This is a genomic window from Emcibacter nanhaiensis (assembly GCF_006385175.1).
Lineage (GTDB): Bacteria > Pseudomonadota > Alphaproteobacteria > Sphingomonadales > Emcibacteraceae > Emcibacter > Emcibacter nanhaiensis.
The window spans coordinates 74,496-92,872 of record NZ_VFIY01000008.1 but is presented as its reverse complement, the minus strand read 5'-3'; the positions used below and the strand labels follow the sequence as shown (position 1 = coordinate 92,872).

Sequence of the window (18,377 nt, the reverse complement as noted above, 5' to 3'; positions counted from 1 at the left end):
GAACCAGGTATTCCTTTTTTGATTTTACCATGTTTGGTGGGCATATCTTGGTCAACATTAGCATGATTTCGATCGATTTTGCAAAATTAGAGTGAATATGTTGCCGGTTGTATTGTCGAATACTGAGTGTTTATACATGGGAAATTTATATAAGCATCAGAAATATAATAATAATTACGTTTTCTTATATAGTGATTCTGCACCCTGAACTAGAATTTTTTTGAAATTTTCTATGCAAGACCATCTTGACAATAGGTAAAAAAGGATAGCATGCTAATAATAAGTTGATTTGGGCATAAGTGAGTGGAGTCTGAAACGGTCTGGTTTCAGGCTGCCAGTGGTTTTGTTCGGTGGAGAAGCCCGTATGACCCGGAAGAGCCTGGTTGATGGAGGTTTTTAGTGGAGAAATCACAATGATGGAAAACAACAAAAAGCAGGCTATAACTGCGAAAATGGCACTTGCTTCGTTCCGGGTGTGCTGTCTATTGGGCATTCTGGCCTTCGGGATATCGTCGTATGCCGCGGAAGATCTTGCGGGGCAGGTTGATCAGGCCCGGCTTGAGCAGGCAGAAACGGATGTTGACAACTGGCTTACCTATGGCAGGACCTGGGCGGAACAGCGTTATTCACCGCTTGATCAGATCAATAGCGACAATATTTCGAATCTTTCATTGGCCTGGGCTTTTGAACTGGATACAAATCGTGGTCAGGAAGCAACGCCTATTGTTGTTGACGGTGTTATGTATTTTTCCACAGCCTGGTCCAAGGTGGTGGCTCTCGATGCGGCAACTGGTCGTTTACTGTGGCAATATGATCCGGAAGTTGACGGTGCAAAAGCCGTTCATGCCTGTTGTGACGTTGTGAACCGGGGAGTGGCTGTCTGGAAAGGGAGGGTGTTCGTTGGTACAATCGACGGACGACTGATTGCTGTTGATGCGAAGACTGGCAAGGAGATCTGGGATGTCGTCACCGTTGACCAGTCCAAACCCTATACCATCACCATGGCGCCGCGGGTGGTAAAAGATAAAGTGATTATCGGTAATTCCGGCGCTGAACTGGGGGTGCGTGGGTATGTGTCAGCCTATGATACCGGAACCGGCGAACTGGTGTGGCGCTTTTATACGGTACCAGGTAATCCCGCTGACGGGCCGGACGGCGCAGCTTCGGACGACGTTCTGGCCCGGCTTGCCGCGCCAACATGGTATGGTGAGTGGTGGAAGCTCGGCGGTGGCGGCACCGTCTGGGATTCTGTTGTTTACGATGCGGAGTTTGACCAGCTTATTATAGGCATTGGCAACGGTTCGCCGTGGAATCATCAATATCGTTCGGAAGGCAAGGGAGACAATTTGTTTCTTTCCTCCATCCTCGCCGTGAATCCGGATACCGGCGCCTATAAATGGCATTATCAGGCGAACCCGGGTGAAAGCTGGGATTTTACGAACACTCAGCAGATCACGCTTGCTGACCTGACAATTGATGGCGTACCACGGAAAGTGCTGATGCAGGCCCCCAAAAACGGCTTCTTTTATGTCTTGGACCGTTCCAATGGTAAATTGATTTCGGCTGAACCCTATGTCTACCAGAACTGGGCCAAGCGGATTGACAAGAAGACCGGTCGTCCGGTCGAACGCCCCGAAGCGCGTTACAAGGACAAACCCTTTCTCGGTCAGCCATCAGGAATTGGTGCTCATGCCTGGATGCCGATGAGCTACAGCCCGGACACCGGACTTGTCTATATCCCGGCCATGACGTTTCCTCTGGCTTATGCACACAATGACAATTTTGTGGTTCATGAAGGCCGGTGGAATACGGGCGTGAATTTCCTGGACCCGCCGGAAATGCCGGGACTGCCGAAAGATCTGGCTGCACGGAAGAAAGCCGTTGCCGCCATGCGCAAGGGGGAACTGATTGCGTGGGATCCCATTAAACAGGAGGCGCGCTGGAAGGTGCGGCGGGGGTGGCCGTGGAATGGCGGTACTCTTGCAACAGGCGGAAATCTTGTTTTTCAGGGGACGGCTCATGGCCATTTTGAGGCATATACCGCAGACAGGGGTGAGAAGATTTGGTCGTTTCAGACGCACCGAGGTATCGTGGCCGGCCCGATAGGCTACCGGGTTAATGGAGAGCAGTATATTGCCGTGTTGGCAGGATATGGTGGTTCAATGGGCATGGCGACCCGTACGCCGTTTGAGAAACGCAAGATGCCAAACGGCATAATGGTGGCATTCAAGCTTGGCGGTGAAGCCGACATGCCGGACTATACACCCGAGCTGCTTGATCCGCCTGCGCCCTCCGACGAGTCATTTACCGATGCTCAGCGAGAAGCCGGCAGGAAAGAATATATGCAGTTTTGTGCCATTTGCCATACCGGACCAGTAAACCCGGACCTGCGTCGCTCCATGTTTCTGAGTGATGCCGAAGGCTGGGAATCGGTTGTTTTGGGCGGCGCCTTTGAAGCGAACGGTATGGCGAGTTTTGCCAACTATCTGACAGAAGAAGAGGCCCAGGCTATCAGAGCCTATGTTAATTCTCAGGCCGTTACATTGCTGGAAAGTGGGGCGACTGACGTCAAAGGTCGATGACTGGCAAAGCTGAAATATTTGAAGGGAAAGCATAATGCAGATGCGTGAACTGGGTAACAGTGGCCTGAAAATCTCGGCTCTTGGCTTCGGGTGCATGGGGCTGAATTTTGGCTATGGCCAGCCGCTGGAGAAAAGTAAGGCTGTAACTCTCCTCAGGCAGGCCTACGAACGTGGCATTACCTTTTTTGATACAGCAGAGGTCTATGGCCCCTATACCAATGAAGAGGTCGTTGGCGAGGCTCTGGCGCCAATTCGCGAGAACGTGGTGATCGCCACAAAATTCGGCATTTTGAATGAGAAAGGCGAGGGCGGATTGTGTAGCCGCCCTGAAAACATTCGCCGGGCAGCGGAGGCTTCTCTCAAGCGACTGGGGATCGAGCACATTGATCTTTTTTATCAACATCGTGTCGATCGAACTGTTCCGATCGAAGAGGTTGCCGGAACGGTGCGGGACTTGATCGCCGAAGGCAAAGTCAGGCATTTCGGTTTGTCTGAGGCCGGAGTTGAAAATATTCGTCGGGCCCATGCGGTTCAGCCTGTTGCCGCCCTACAAAGCGAATATTCACTTTGGTGGCGTGAACCCGAGGAGGAAATACTTCCTCTTCTCGAAGAACTGGGCATTGGATTTGTACCCTTCAGTCCTCTCGGCAGGGGGTTTCTGACCGGGACTATCACTGACAAGACCGCTTTTGCGGAGAATGACATGCGTAACAGTGTGCCCCGTTTTTCCAGAGCGGCGCGGAAAACCAATCAGGACCTCATTGATGTACTGGGCCGGATTGCCGAGCGCCTAGGGGCGACCCAGGCCCAGATTTCCCTGGCCTGGTTGCTGGCTCAGAAACCCTGGATTGTTCCGATACCGGGAACGAAGAAGCTGGACAGGCTGGAAGAAAACATCGGTTCGGCAGAAATCGTTCTGGATGACCAGGATATTTGTGAAATTGACAGTGTGCTGAACAAGATCAAAATTGAGGGTGAGCGTTATCCTGCCAATATGCTGGCGACTATTGATCGCTGAATATAGCTCGTCGGAATATTTGGGATGCTTTTGCATGGATACCTTAAGTTAAGCGTCCTTGTACAGGTGCCAACAGGTCTTCTCTTCCTAAAAAAGTGCGCAAAAGATGCGCACTTTTTCCCTTAGCCTATTGAATCAATTAACTTCCGTGGTGCGGACTGGGGGCACCAAATTTCCCAAATCTTTCCGATGCTTCCCGACTTAAAGAAAGTTGTGGTCAAACGGGACAGTAAAAAAGTGCGCAAATTTCGCGCACTGTGATTCATTAATTGTATGATTATCAGAGACTGCGTGGTGCTGTTGGGCTGCACCAATAATTTCAAACCTTCACAAGATTAATTACAAAACCTGCCCGGGATTTGAACCTGCGACAATGAATCTTTTTGGTGATGCATCGACTGTCGAGCAGTTGAAGAATTCAATATCTTGGCTTGATTTCAGGACAGATCCAAATGTGCCCTGTTCCGATTGAACAGACGGGCAGGGAGATGGCAAATAAAAAAGTGCCCCGGGAAGCGGTTATGGGGCACTTTTCATGTCGGCTCGATGGACGGTCAAATCAGCCGGTATTTCTGGCAGATGGATTCCACTTCACTGATCAGGTCATTTTGGGCCGGCTGCAGATCCTGTTTCGCCATGCCGGCGGCAAAGTCCAGATAGGGGTCCTCTACGCCGCTGTTGACGCCGGAAAGCTGTTCCAGGACGGCAAGGCCACAGAACGGCACGTAATAGGCGCTGTAGCCCCCTTCGTGACACATCACAATTTTGCCGCCGCAGACGTCATCGGCCGCGTCCATGACGATCTTCGTCAGTTCCGCATAGCCCCGGGAGTGCATCATCTGGCGGCCCAGCGGATCGAAGGCGCTGGCGTCAAAGCCGGAAGCCACAAAAATCAGGTCCGGCTGAAAGGTGCGGAGAGCCGGGGCCACCACCCGTTCAAAGGCGGCCTTGTAGGCGCCGACACCGGATCCCGGCGGCAGAGGAAGATTGATGTTGTAGCCTTCGCCGTCGCCTTCACCGACATCCGCGACCAGTCCGCGGCCCTGGGGGTACCAATTGTCCTGGTGCAGGGATATGGTCAATACGTTCGGGTCGTTGTAAAAGGCGGTCTCGGTCCCGTTGCCGTGGTGGACATCCCAGTCCACAACAGCGATTTTTTTGGTGTTCAGATGTTTCAGGGCATAGCGGGCGGCGATTACCACATTTCCAAAGATACAGAAACCGCGTCCCGTATCCGCATCTGCATGATGCCCCGGCGGGCGGACAAGAGCATAGGCGTTGTCACATTTGCCTGACATGACTGCATTGACGGCTTCGATAACGCCGCCCGCAGAGAGTTTTGCAATTTCATAGCTGCCTTTGCCCACATGGGTCAGTTCTCCGGCGTCGCCGCCCTCGCCATCGCTCAGGGCCTTGACCTTCCGGACATAGTCCGGCGTATGGAAAAGCATGATTTCCTCTTCGGTTGCCTCTCTCGGTTCGATCGGCGTCAGGCGGTTGCTCAGTCCGCTGGCCACCAACAGGTTGTTGAAGCGACGTTTGGTTTCCGGGTTTTCATTGTGCAGTCCGGGTTGCAGGGGAAAGCCGGGAGCCAGGAACCCGGCATAGTTTCCGGTATCATGCCACGTATATAGTTCGTGAAAGACAAAGCCAGTTTTTTTCATCAGATTTTCTCCGGGATGAAAGGTTAAAAAAGAGGGACGGACGTCACATCCGCCCCGGAAGTCTGGGAAGCAATATTAAAAGTTAAAGCTGGCGGTGATGCCGTAGGTGCGCGGCGGGCCGTAGATGTTGAGCATCCAGCCGAACCCGGGCAGGTCATTGACATAAGTGCGGTATTCCGTATCGGTGAGGTTCTTGCCCCACAGGGAGACGGACCAGCTGTCGTCGGCACTGAAGATTGTTGCCCGGGCGTCGACCAGCCAGTAGCTGTCCTCCAGGTTGGCCGGGGCGTTGATCGCCTCCAGATATTGTTTGTCCCGCCAGTTGGCGCTGCCGGAGACCGACATCAGGATGTCATCGGTGAGGTTGAACTCGTAGCGGATCTGGCCATTCATGGACCATTCCGGGGAGTTTACGGGATGGAATCCCTTCAGGCTTGTGCCGCCGCTGGTGATGTCGCTTTCGATGGCGGCATCAAGCCAGGCGGCGCCGAGTTTGATGTCCATGCCGTCCAGCGGCAACCAGTGCAGATCGGTTTCCGCGCCCCAGGTTTCTATGTCCGCGGCGTTGATGGTCACCGGAACCGGTGCTGTATCGCTGTCCACATTGATATAGCCGTCGCGGAAGTCATAGCGGAATACGGCGGCGTTCCATTGCAGGCGGCGATCGGCAAGGGTGGCTTTGATGCCGCCCTCATAGGCGGTGATTTTCTCCGGAGCGAGGGACGTGAAGGCATCCTGGGATCCGGCAAAGGCGGCATTATAGCCCCCGGAGCGGAAGCCGGTGGAAATATTGAAATAGACCAGCAAGTCGTCAAAGGTCTCGCCACTCAGTTCCGGCTTCCATTCAATGCCGACCTTGAAGGAAACATCTTCGTCGGTCCGGCTGTTACCGCCGTCAATGTCGTTGGAAACGGCAAGGTCGACCAGTATGGTGTCCGGCATCTGGATGCCGCCGTCAGAAATAATTCCCGTACCGGCTGAGGTCCCGCCGTCAATGGCGGTTTTTTCCCAAGACCAGCGGACTCCGGCTACCAGGCTGAGAGTGTCGGTCACATCGATGTCGTTGTGGAAAAAGACCGCAAGCGCATCGACGTCCTGGTTGAAGTGGGTGTAATAGCCAGGAGCGGCCCCTGCCGCAACGGTCAGATAATCGGCGTCTTCCAGGTCGTCATGTTCATAATAGGCGCCGAGGATATAGTTCCAGATCCCGTCGCTGTCAGAGGTCAGGCGCAGTTCCTGGGTGTACTGGGTGATCTTCTGGTACCAGTATACGTCGATGGTGGAGAGTGGGCTGCCGTCGGAATTTTCCCGCTGATCCCGTTCAAAATATTCCACGCCGCTGATGGAGGTCAGGGTCAGGCCGTCGAAATCATGTTCGATCCGCAGCATGCCGCCGATGGAGGTATTGTCCGCATCATGTTTGAAGTCGCCTTCGGACGTGAACGGATCATCGTCGCCGGGATAAAGGCCGTCCGTACCGCGTACACACCCGGATGAGGCGCCGGTGACGGTGCCGTCAAGATAAGGCGTACAGAAGGCCGGTGTTCCTGCCGCCAGGGATTCCGGGGTGAATATACCGATCCCTTCATAGGGCGGCATTTCCGAAGTGTCCTTGCCATAATGCAGGGAGCCGAGCACTGAGGTGTCTTCTCCGGTCCATTGCAACTGGCCCCGGAGCGCATATTTCTTTGTTTTCCCTTCGTCTTCACCCAGGGTGACATTCTCATAGAAACCATCGCCCTGGTCGACAAACATGCCGGACAGGCGTCCCTGAACCCTGTCGGACAAGGGGCCGCTGATATAGGCTTCGCCCTGGAAGCTTTTGTAGTTGCCATAGCCGAGGGTTGCGCCGGCCTCGAATTCCTCGGTCGGCTTGCGGGTGTAGAAGTTGACGGACCCGCCGGTGGTATTGCGTCCAAACAAGGTACCTTGCGGTCCCTTCAGGGCCTCGACACGCTCCACATCAAAAAGGATCATGCCCGTCATGAAGTTTTTGGAAATATAAACCTCGTCCAGGTGAACGGCTACAGGCGAGTCCAGGTTTGAGGAGAATTCATTGATCCCCAACCCGCGGATATTAAAGGCATTCTGGCCGAAGCCATAGTTAACCTGGACGTTCGGGATATTTGCGGCAATTTCCTGGGTATCCCCGACATTCAGGTCTTTCATGTCGTTTTCTGTGAAGGCGGACATGGTGATGCCGACATCCTGCAGGGATTCGCTGCGTTTTTGTGCGGTAACGGTGATTTCTTCCAGCACCATTTCCGCGTAGGAAGTCGCCGGGCCTGCCAGCACAAGCAGAGATACGGCTGCAGACAGGCTGACGGCCCGGCGTCTCACCAAGGCTTTCTTTTCGGTATGCATCTTTGTCATTAAAATTTCCTCCATTTACAAACTTGTTCTTTGCCGCATCGGACTCTCCCCAGACCGATTCTCGGGCAATTAAAAAAACTGTAGGCCAGGACAGGGGGGCGGTTAACTAGCCGACCGGTTAGTCGGGGGCAAAAAGAGTGAATTGGTCAGGATTGAAACTAGCCGGTCGAGATCAAATCAGGCGAATAGCCTTGGCTGCACTGACGGCGGCGGCTCTGTTCCGGACCTGGAGCTTGTTGAAGATATTTCCCAAATGCCATTTGATGGCGTGAGCGGTCAGGTCGAGCCGTTTGGCGATCATGGCGTTGGATTTTCCAAGCGCCACCTGTTCAAGGATTATGCGCTCTTTCTCGCTGAAGTCACTGGGACGCAGGGCAGCCTCGAGGCTATCTTCACCGTCGGGAACAGCTTGGGGGCCGGGGGAGGTATCTGCAAGGATGCGGGCAAGGAAAGCGGGATCAATCCCGATCAGTTCGTTTTGCTCCTGCAGCTTGCGGATCAAATCGGCTACGCGGGAGCCTTCGTCGCGAATGACATTGACCATTTTATCGGTGCTGGCGATCTGCAGGATCGGTTTCAGGATGTCTGCAGCTTCAAAGTCCCGTCCCAGCATGTCCAGGGCAACGGCTTCCAGCAGCCGGGCTTCCAGATAGCGCCAGGTCCGGCCGACTTCACGGGCAAAAAGCGAAATCCTGCGCAACAGGTCATGGGCTTTTTCCGGCGCATTCCGAACCAACTGGGCACGACACCAGGCAAGGGCCTTGAGACAGCTTAGGCGGTCCCAGTGGTTGGCAAGCTCCGGTGGCGGTCCGTCCAGGGCCAGGTCGTATTTATCCGCAATATATTGCGCCTGGGCGGGGTTATTGTTGAGGAGGGCAAGCTTGATCCGTTCATAGTCGGCCAGGATGATTGCCCGGTAGCTTCCCGGTTCATTGCGCCTAAGGATTTCGGCCAGCTGTTCCAGTTCCTTATGTGCCCCGGGCAGATCCCCCTGACGGTTCAGGATGCGGGCATAGGTGGTTCTTGCCAAGCTGACCATTTTCAGGTGCCCGACTTCCTTTGTCAGTTCCAGATTGGCTTCCAGAAGCTCACGGGCCTTTCCGGAATCCCCCCGCTCATAATGGAGGATGCCTTCGATGCTCTCCAGCATGGAGGGATTGATATAGTTGGCGGCCTGGCTGTTGAACACGGTTTCCTTTTTGATCTGGTGCAACATGTCCTGGATGTTGTTGAGATTTCCGCATTCCAGATGCATCAGGGCTTCCAGATAGTAGGAACAGGCGACGCCCAGGGGAGAACCGGTAGTCCGGTGGATACGGGCGGCTTTCCTGAAACATTCCAAAGCCTCGGAGAAGCGATTGTTTTCCCCGAGGGCGATCCCCCGAATGTTGTAATATACGGCCTTCATAAAGCCGGAGAGCAGGGAAAAGTCGACCTGGTCCAGGAAATCCAGGACATTTTCGGGCGCGTGGCTTGCGCAGACGGCGATGCCGCCGCGATGGAGGCGGACTTCATTCCGCAACTCTTTCAGGCGGTGATCTTCCAGCGCCCCGCCGAAACTGTCGAGATGATGTTCGAAGTGGCTGAGGAGCTGGGAGGCTTCTTCCTGTTGGAAGATATGCCACAGGCACAGGGTAACCTGGCTGAGGAGCATGGGGTTTTTCTGTTTGAGGACGTCAGGAAGCTGCAGAAGCCAGCGTGCTGTTTCAGGCAGGTAGCCGGCCAGAATCTGTGATGCGGCATGTCGTTCCGCCATGGCAGCGGCTTGCTGTATATCTCCGGTGAGCAGGGCATAGTCTACCGCTTCGGCGCCCAGCCCATGTTCCATGAACCAGCTTGCCGCCCGTCGGTAGAGGGCGACGATTTCCGACGGCAGGCCGCGTTTCAGTGTCGCCTGAAGGAAGTCCTGGAACAAATGATGATAGCGGTACCAAGTCCTGTTTTCATCCAGCGGCACAACGAACAGGTGGCTTTGCTCCAGCCATTCTATGATATTCTGGCTGTCCGCATTACCGGTAACAAATGTGCAGAGGTCCGCATTGAATCTTTCGAGCAGCGATGTGCGGAGCAGGAAGTCGCGAACGTCATCATTCTGGTTTTGCAGGACTGCCTTTGCCAGATAGTCAGCAATGTCCCGGAGGGTGCCGTTAAAGGCAACGCCCAGTTCCTCCTTGCCGTCATTATTGGCTAGCGCGGCGGCTGCAAGCTGCAGGCCGGCAACCCAGCCCTCGGATCGTTCATGTAAAAGCTCAACCTCCGAGGAAGATAGTTTCCGGGAATTGATCAGGTCGAGAAAGCTGAAAGTCTCCGACTTGTCAAACTGCAGGTTCCGGGCATCCAGTTCGAGAAGTTCCCCGCTGAGCCGGAGTTCAGGCAGGGACAGGTCCGGGACAAGCCGGCTTGATATGATGAGATGCAGGTTGGGGGGCGCCAGTTTCAGCAGGTAGTCCAGGAACCCGTCCACTTCCCGGTTTTCGATCAGGTGATAGTCGTCGATAAAGAGGAAAGCATCACGGTCATCCTCGGCAAGTTCATTGATCAGTTGCCCGGCAGGATGCTTGATATCCGGATGCCGGGCGGCATCAAGATATCGCATGGCGCCGTCGCCAAATTTTTCCTCGTTGTTTTTCAGGCAGGCTATCAAATGCCTCAGAAAACGAGGAGCATTGTTGTCCTGGGAATCTGCCGACAGCCAGCCGACCCGGGTATCGCGTTCGCGACAGGCGCTAAACCACTGGTACATGAGGGAGGTTTTGCCATATCCCGCAGGGGCCGTGACGATGATGAGCCGGGGTATGTCACTGGTGGAGAGAAGAGGAGAAAGCCTGTGGCGTCGCACCAGTTTTCTTTTCTGGCTAACCGGCGGGGTCAGTTTTGTGCGAATAATTACTTGGTCAACTTCTTTCATAACTGGTTCCGTGCAGGGCCGACGGCGGTAATCGACAGGTCCGATGACGACAGTTTCCCATGATAATTAAAAAAACAAGGTCTGGCTATTGTACCTGCGTATGAGGTTTTTACCCTGGCGTGAAGGCCGGCAACTGCAAACCGGCATTCTTAGGATGACAATATCCGTTTAAACTCTGCGTTTGCCGCCAATTCCTATGCTGTGGAACTGGAGATATCAACTGCCGGAAAACGTATCAGTCAATGCCCGACCCCTTATCGGAAAGCGGACTACCGCTTTTCGCGCAAATCCGAACCCGGAAGCGGCATGGTTACATGGCCGACTTTGATGGAAAAGCAGGGCTGAATTTCGACATCGTCTAAAAATAGATTTGTCTCCGTCATCGAATCGTGTTACCAAAAAATAAAAACGTAACACGATTGTGGAGGGTACGATGAGCGATCAGGTACAAGACAAGCTGGCCCGGCTGGGGGTCAGTCTGCCGTCCAAACTTCTTGATGAACTTGATACGATGATTTCAGAACGGGGGCTGACCAATCGCTCCCAGGTGATTGCGGAACTGGTGCGCCAGGCGGTGACGAAACATGCGGCTGTGGAGCCCGGCGCGGTGTTGGCGGGAACGATCACCATGATCTACCAGAATAACAAGGGGTATATCCGTAACGCCCTTGCCCAGACACAGCAGCATTTTATCAAGGAAACCATCTCCTCTCAGCATGTCTTTCTGGAGGAAGACCATTCTCTTGAAGTGCTTTTGGTGCAGGGCACCATTGAAAGGCTCAATGACCTGTGTGACCAGATGCGGGCCATTCGCGGTGTGCATCAGATCAACCTGGTGACCACACGTACCCTGCTGCCGCCCCTTCATGCCCATGGAGATGAGCCCGGGGAAATCCTGTCTAAAAAGAAAGGGGTAAAATAAATGAGCGAGTCACAAACAGCAGATCCGGCGCTTGCCAGGGTACATGCCCGACAGCAGGCGGGAACGAAGGTTGAAGCAATGAGGACCATTCCTTCTTCCGCAGCGGTAAACCTGCCTGAGGGAGTATCGCCTGAGGAGGTCATCTGGGACGAGGTGATTGCATCCGGCGGGTATGCCATCCACAGCCTGACCCGTGGCGATCGGTTGCAGATTATCGATCTTCATGGTGACGGCTGTATCTCCCTGAACATGTTCAACGCCCAGCATCCTGCCGAACGGCTGAATGCAGCAGATAGTATCAAGGTTCAGTGGAAGGCCTATCTGGGGACGGGGGACTTGATCCTGTCCGGGCTGGGGCGCGTCCTGGCCAGCATTATGCGGGATGACGATTGCGGCATTGATCCCTTTTGCGGGGCGTCCAGCCGGTATACCGTTCTGGATCGCTACGGCGATAACAGCATTGATCACCCCAATGCCCGTGACCGTTTCCTGACCGCAGCGGCAAAATGCGGGCTTTCCCGCAAGGATGTGCATCCCTGTTTGAATATTTTCAAGCCTGTGCAGATCTCAGAGTCTGGCGAGACGCAGGTCGATACCGGACCCTTTGCGCCCGGACGGGTGCTGGAACTTCGGGCAGAAATGAACCTTTTGGTTTTCCTGGCCAACTGTCCGCATGTCCTGGATGTGCGTCCGGAGTATAGCGTGTCGCCGGTAAGGGCGCTGGCTTGGAAGGGGGAAGAGACCCGCTTTGATGATCCGGTCCGGAATGCCACCCCTGAAGGGCTTCGAGCCTTTGAAAATGTGGAGGACTATTTCCGCAACGGCGAGCAGAGGAGAGAAGGAAGATGACCGATAAAACATTCGAGGGACTGCCGGGGAAAATCATTTGCGATGAAATCGTGGCGGCAAAGGCGCCTTGGACTCAGGCCCTGATGAAAGGTCAGACATTACGTATTGTTGATCTGGAAGGAAACCAGGCTGTTGATTTTCTGGCCTATAATCTGGCGGATGACAGCGAGCGATACAGTGCACAGGATACTATCGCCGCACAGCGGAATGTTTACCTGACTACCGGCTCCGTTCTGCGTTCCAATGAGGGAGCGCCAATGATGACAATCACCGGCGGATCGGTAGAGCGGCATGACACCATCGGCGGGGCTTGTTCCTGTGAATCAAATACTCTTCGATACGGTCATCATACCCGGGCGCAACATGCCTGCGTGGAAAACTTCCTGATCGGGAATTCTCCCTTTGGCGGTGACAGCCGCGATCTGGTGCCCAATGTCAACTGGTTCATGAATGTGCCTGTTGAGGCAGACGGCATGCTGGGAATTGTGGATGGTATTTCCGCCCCGGGTCTTTACGTGGACATTCGGGCCGAAATGGATATCAGGATTGTGGTGTCAAACTGTCCACAGATCAACAATCCCTGTAACGGCTTTAACCCGACGCCGGTACGCATGATTATTGCCGACTAGGATGGGGGCGCGTGTGTTTTCCAAAGTATTGATTGCCAACCGTGGTGTTATCGCCTGCCGCATTATCCGGACCCTGAAGAAGATGGGGATTCAGTCTGTTGTCGTCTATACCGAAGCTGACGCAACTTCCGCCCATGTTCGCTATGCCGATGAAGCGATCTATATTGGCGGACCGGAGGCCTCAAACGCCTATCTGGACGGGGACAAAATTATCGCGTCCGCAAAGGCCAGCGGGGCCGAGGCAATTCATCCGGGTTATGGTTTTCTGAGCGAGAATGCTGGATTTGCAGAGGCATGCGGCGAGGCGGGGATAGAATTTATCGGTCCCACGCCGGAGACCATCCGGCTTTTCGGCAGAAAACATACCGCGCGTGAAATTGCCCAGTCGGCGGGGGCGCCTCTGATGCCCGGCAGCGGACTGCTGGAGAATGCAGACCATGCCTGCTGGGAGGCGCAGGAACTGGGATATCCGGTCATGTTAAAGGCAACGGCGGGCGGCGGTGGAATTGGGATGCGGGTGTGTGAGGATTGCGAGGCCTTGCTCAGTGCTTTCGATACTGTCCAGCGCCAGGGCCAGGGGTCATTTGGCGATGGCGGCGTATTCCTGGAACGATATGTACGACACGCCCGTCATGTGGAAGTCCAGATTTTTGGAGATGGTGCCGGAAATGTGGTCGTTCTCGGCGACAGGGACTGTTCGCTGCAACGGAGGAACCAGAAGGTTATTGAGGAAACGCCAGCGCCTAATTTGCCGGACAATATCCGTAAACTTCTCTGGCAGAGTGCTGCGGATATTGCGGTTGCAGCTCGTTACCGGTCGGCGGGAACGGTCGAATTCCTTTATGACGTCGACAGGCAGGCCGCCTATTTTCTCGAGGTCAACACCCGTCTTCAGGTAGAGCATGCGGTAACCGAGGAGGTGACCGGCGTGGATCTGGTTGACTGGATGGTGCGGGGGGCTGCGGGTGATTTCAGCTTCCTGGAAACGCGGGTTTCTGCCAGGGGAGCCTCTATCCAGGCCCGGATCTATGCCGAAGATCCCAGCAACGACTATATGCCGAGTGCCGGACTTGTGACCGACCTCACTGGTCCGAAGACCGCTCGCTTTGAAACTTTTCTGGAACCCGGCGTCAAGGTCAGCGCACATTATGATCCCATGCTTGGGAAAATTGTTGCTTCAGGTCCCGATCGGGCGACAGCGCTCAAGGCGCTGGAAAAGGCGTTGAGCGAAACAAAAATCTGCGGTCTGACAACTAACATTGAGTGGCTGAAGGAAGTGATTTCCCTGGCCGAAGTTACACAAGGCAGAGCGACGACCCGAACTCTTGAAACAGTATCCTTCAGACCCCAGGCGATGCGCATTCTTTCCGGTGGGCCGTCAACAACGGTCCAGGATTCTGCCGGACGGCTGGGATACTGGCATGTCGGGGTGCCGCCTTCCGGTGCAATGGATGCGCTCGCCCTTCGGCTGGCCAACAATCTGTTGGGAAACAGCGAAGACGCGGCAGGTCTGGAATTTACCGCCATGGGACCGGCCATCAGGTTTGAATGTTCCAGCTGGATCTGCCTCGGGGGAGCGGATTTCGCAGCCGAACTGAATGGTAAGCCGGTCAGGACTTATCAGATCAGAAAGGTCAATACGGGCGATGAACTTACCTGCGGTCGCGTAACCGGCGCCGGCTTCAGGGGATATCTGGCCGTGGCAGGGGGAATTGATGTGCCTGACTTCATGGGAAGCCGGGCAACCTTTACCCTCGGCGAGTTTGGCGGCCACGCCGGACGGGCTCTTGCTGCTGGTGACCTGCTGCCCATCAACGCCTGCGAGGCGCTGAAAAGCGCGCATCAGCGTCTTCTGGCGGAATTGCCCGCACTGGAAACTGACTGGACCATCCGTGTTACTTTAGGCCCGCATTCAAGCCCTGATTTTTTCACAGATGATGATGTGGAAATGCTCCTTGCGGCAAACTGGAAAGTACATTTCAATTCCAGCAGAACCGGGGTGCGCCTGATTGGGCCCAAACCGGACTGGGCGCGCAAGGATGGCGGGGAAGCCGGGCTTCATCCGTCAAATATTCATGACAACGCCTACGCCATCGGGGCAGTGGATTTTACCGGGGACATGCCAATCCTACTGGGGCCGGACGGACCTTCACTTGGCGGATTTGTCTGTCCATTCGTCACGATAAGCGCCGACCTGTGGAAACTGGGGCAACTGGCGCCCGGGGACAGCGTAATATTCCAGCTGGTTGACGACGCCTCTGCGCGGTCGGCGTTGAGGAGACAGGAAAAATATATTTCCACCGGCAGGGAAACGGACTGGTCTTCTGTGACAACTTTCCCCGAAGATCAGGATGCTATTCTGTATCGGCTGGAGGAAACCGATAAACGTCCAACTGTGACCTATCGCAGACAGGGCGATGCAAACCTGCTGGTTGAATACGGGCCAATTGTGCTTGATCTGGAGCTCAGGGCAAGAATACACGCCTTGATGATGGCGCTGGAAGGACAGGTGAGCGAGCTTATAGATGTAACTCCCGGGGTGCGCTCTCTCCAAATTCATTTCGATCCGCGGTTGGTCGATCGTGAGAGTCTGATTGAGAAACTCGTGGCTCTTGAGGAAACGCTGGGCGACCTGTCGGATTTTGAGGCCAGGTCACGGGTGGTGCATTTGCCGCTGTCCTGGGAAGATCCGCACGTCCAGCAGACCATCGATAAATATATACGCTCGGTCAGGGATGACGCCCCCTGGTGTCCGGATAATATCGAATTTATCCGTCGGGTGAACGGCCTGGAAAGCCGGGAAGATGTTTTCAGGACGGTTTTTGACGCGGATTATCTGGTCATCGGTCTGGGAGATGTTTATCTGGGTGCGCCTCTGGCAACCCCCATGGACCCCCGTCATCGACTGGTGACCACCAAGTATAATCCTGCGCGGACCTGGACACCTCCGAATGTGGTCGGGATCGGCGGGGCCTATCTCTGCATCTACGGCATGGAAGGGCCGGGCGGCTATCAGTTGTTTGGCCGGACAGTGCAGGTCTGGAATGCCCGGGGTGCAACGGGATCGTTTGAAGAGGGCTGTCCCTGGCTGCTCCGCTTCTTCGACCGGATCAAATTTTATGAAGTCAGTGCAGAGGAACTGGCGGAATGGCGGCGGGAGTTCCCGCTGGGACGCCGAAATGTGAAAATCGAGGAAGGTCTTTTCCGGATGCAGGATTACCGCGCCTTTCTTGAGAGAGAAGGGGACAGCATTGAGGACTTCAGGCGCAGAAGGGAAGCGGCCTTCACAGAGGAACGGGACGCCTGGGAGGCTGCGGGTGAATTTTCCAAGGTTGCTGAAATGGAAAAGGCTCTTGAGGCAGAATCCGCGCCTGTCGCCATTGAACTACCTGAAAATGCCCTGGCCATTGAAACGCCTCTCAGCGGTGTAATCTGGAAAATCCATGTGGAAGAGGGAGTAGTGGTGAAAAAGGGCGAAGTTGTCGCCTCGGTCGAAGCGATGAAGATGGAACAGGCCATTTTCAGTCCCTGTGACGGCAAGGTTTGTGGCGTTTATGCGCTAGAAGGCAGTGAAGTCACCCTTGGATCAACAATCCTGGCAGTACTGGAGGAGTAAGTATCATGACAGTATTTTCGGTAAACGATATTGCAGAGGCAGTGCGCGCGGGGCGGACAACTGCTGTCGACATGGCTAAGGATGTTCTTGATCGCTGCCGAAAATATGACGCTGTGCAAAGGCAGGTCTGGATCCTTCGGCTGGATGAGGAAAGCCTTAAAGACCAGGCGGCACGGATTGATCAACGTCTAAAATCCGGTGAGGAGCTGCCCCTGGCGGGGGTGCCTTTTGCGGTAAAGGATAACATCGACGTGGCCGGTCTGGAAACAACGGCCGGCTGTCCGGCCTTTGCCTATACGCCGGAGGTTTCCGCCCCGGTGGTAGCGCGATTGCAGGAGGCCGGTGCGCTGCTGGTCGGCAAAGCCAACCTGGATCAATTCGCCACCGGCCTGGTGGGGGTACGGTCCCCCTACGGCGCGGTTCAGAATGCCTTTAACCGGGACTATGTCAGCGGCGGGTCCAGCTCGGGCTCGGCCGTTGCCGTGGCCGCAGGTCTGGTTGCCTTTGCGCTCGGAACCGATACGGCGGGGTCCGGCCGCGTGCCGGCTGCCTTCAATCACCTGGTCGGGCTCAAGCCGACCAAGGGGCGCTGGAGTACGCGCGGCGTGGTTCCGGCCTGTCGCACGCTGGATTGCGTCAGTGTCTTCACCAATGATGTCCGTGATGCGGGCCTTGTGGATGGCTGTCTGGACTGGTTTGATGAAAAAGACCCTTTTTCCAGACCCTCTGCTGCCTGCCCGGATGCAGGCACAGCTTTCCGTTTTGGCGTGCCGGAGGCGCAACAACTTCTGTGGTTCGGTGACGAGGCCTCTCGCGCGGCCTACGAAAAGTCTGTCGAACAGTTGGAAAAACTGGGGGGTAAAAAAGTGAGCGTCGATATCTCTCCGCTCAGTGACTGTGCCGCCATGCTGTATCGCGGACCCTGGGTGGCTGAACGGACAGCAGCGATAGGGGATCTGCTGGAAAACAATCCCGGCGCCATTCATCCCGCGGTAAGGGGTGCCATGCGGGACGGGCAGGGCGTCAGCGGGGTGGACACCTTCAAGGCCCAATACCGCCTGAAGGAGTTCGAGCGAATTGCCGGCAGGATGTGGGAGGACATTGATGTGCTGCTCCTCCCTACAACACCGACCATATATCGCATTTCGGAACTTCTTGCGGAGCCGGAAGCCCTGAACGCCAATCTTGGGTATTATACGAATTTCGTGAACCTGCTGGATATGTCGGCCATTGCGCTGCCCTGCGGGGCGCGCGCGAACGGGACGGGGATCGGGGTTTCCCTGATTGGTCCGGCTCATTCGGACCGGGCGCTTTTGAAGCTTGCCGCCCGCTTTGTGCCAGGGGGCAGCGAACTGACGCGGCCGCCGCTTGACCTGGAAACGCCGGAGGAGTCAGCTGTCAAGTTGGCTGTCTGTGGGGCGCACCTCCATGGAATGTCCCTCAATTGGCAGCTGTCCTCCCGCGGGGCGAAACTGGTTTCAAAAACCCGCACCGCGCCTGCCTACAAAATGTATGCGATGGAGGGGACACCGCCGAAACCGGCCCTGATCCACGCTGCCGGGCAGGGTGTTGCAATCGAGGTCGAGGTGTATGAATTGTCCCCCGGTGATTTTGGAAGCTTTGTGAACGAAGTGCCGGCTCCTCTGGCGATCGGCAGTGTCTCACTGGAAAATGGGGAGATTGTCAAAGGCTTCGTCGCGGAACCGCGTGCCTGTGACGGGGCGACCGACATCAGTCAGTTCGGTGGCTGGCGGGGTTATATGACGGCACGGGAGGGGTGATATTTTGTACAGAAAACTGCAGGGCCGTCTTGCAG

10 protein-coding genes are annotated in these 18,377 nt (G+C 55.3%); 7 read left to right on the top strand and 3 right to left on the bottom strand.

The window, feature by feature from the left end; genetic code table 11:
• Nucleotides 1–413 precede the first annotated feature (413 nt).
• Both FIV46_RS09085 and FIV46_RS09080 read left to right on the top strand, forming a co-directional pair.
• Nucleotides 414–2,582: a PQQ-dependent dehydrogenase, methanol/ethanol family gene (locus tag FIV46_RS09085; RefSeq protein WP_219846042.1), complete on the top strand. Its 2,169-nt coding sequence runs from the start codon at nucleotides 414–416 to the stop codon at nucleotides 2,580–2,582.
• Nucleotides 2,583–2,616: 34 nt separating this feature from the next.
• Nucleotides 2,617–3,600, top strand: a complete 984-nt coding sequence (locus FIV46_RS09080) for an aldo/keto reductase (RefSeq protein ID WP_139940609.1) — start codon at nucleotides 2,617–2,619, stop codon at nucleotides 3,598–3,600.
• A gap of 554 nt (nucleotides 3,601–4,154) precedes the next feature.
• Here FIV46_RS09080 and FIV46_RS09075 read toward each other — a convergent pair.
• The 3 genes from FIV46_RS09075 to FIV46_RS09065 all read right to left on the bottom strand — a co-directional run bounded on the left by FIV46_RS09075 (nucleotide 4,155) and on the right by FIV46_RS09065 (nucleotide 10,545).
• Nucleotides 4,155–5,264, bottom strand: a complete 1,110-nt coding sequence (locus tag FIV46_RS09075; protein WP_139940608.1) for a class II histone deacetylase — start codon at nucleotides 5,262–5,264, stop codon at nucleotides 4,155–4,157.
• Nucleotides 5,265–5,339: 75 nt separating this feature from the next.
• A complete protein-coding gene (locus FIV46_RS09070) occupies nucleotides 5,340–7,637 on the bottom strand; it encodes a TonB-dependent receptor (RefSeq protein ID WP_181163146.1) in 2,298 nt (765 codons plus the stop codon).
• Between the two features lie 172 nt (nucleotides 7,638–7,809).
• Entirely contained in the window at nucleotides 7,810–10,545 is a 2,736-nt protein-coding gene (locus FIV46_RS09065) for a winged helix-turn-helix domain-containing protein (RefSeq protein WP_139940606.1), read from the bottom strand.
• A 433-nt stretch (nucleotides 10,546–10,978) separates the two neighbouring features.
• On the opposite strand from FIV46_RS09065, the gene FIV46_RS09060 reads away from it, so the two are divergent.
• The 5 genes from FIV46_RS09060 to atzF are packed head-to-tail and all read left to right on the top strand — an operon-like array spanning nucleotide 10,979 to nucleotide 18,342.
• Nucleotides 10,979–11,467 (top strand): CopG family ribbon-helix-helix protein, encoded by a 489-nt coding sequence (locus FIV46_RS09060; protein WP_139940605.1) that lies wholly within the window; start codon nucleotides 10,979–10,981, stop codon nucleotides 11,465–11,467.
• A complete protein-coding gene (locus FIV46_RS09055) occupies nucleotides 11,468–12,316 on the top strand; it encodes an urea amidolyase associated protein UAAP1 (protein ID WP_139940604.1) in 849 nt (282 codons plus the stop codon).
• Entirely contained in the window at nucleotides 12,313–12,945 is a 633-nt protein-coding gene (locus tag FIV46_RS09050; RefSeq protein ID WP_139940603.1) for an urea amidolyase associated protein UAAP2, read from the top strand. Before FIV46_RS09055 ends, FIV46_RS09050 begins: the two co-directional genes overlap by 4 nt.
• Before the next feature lies 1 nt (nucleotide 12,946).
• Complete coding sequence (uca, locus tag FIV46_RS09045; RefSeq protein ID WP_139940602.1) at nucleotides 12,947–16,561, top strand: urea carboxylase; 3,615 nt, start codon at nucleotides 12,947–12,949, stop codon at nucleotides 16,559–16,561.
• Nucleotides 16,562–16,566: 5 nt separating this feature from the next.
• A complete protein-coding gene (gene atzF / locus FIV46_RS09040) occupies nucleotides 16,567–18,342 on the top strand; it encodes an allophanate hydrolase (protein ID WP_139940601.1) in 1,776 nt (591 codons plus the stop codon).
• Nucleotides 18,343–18,377 lie beyond the last annotated feature (35 nt).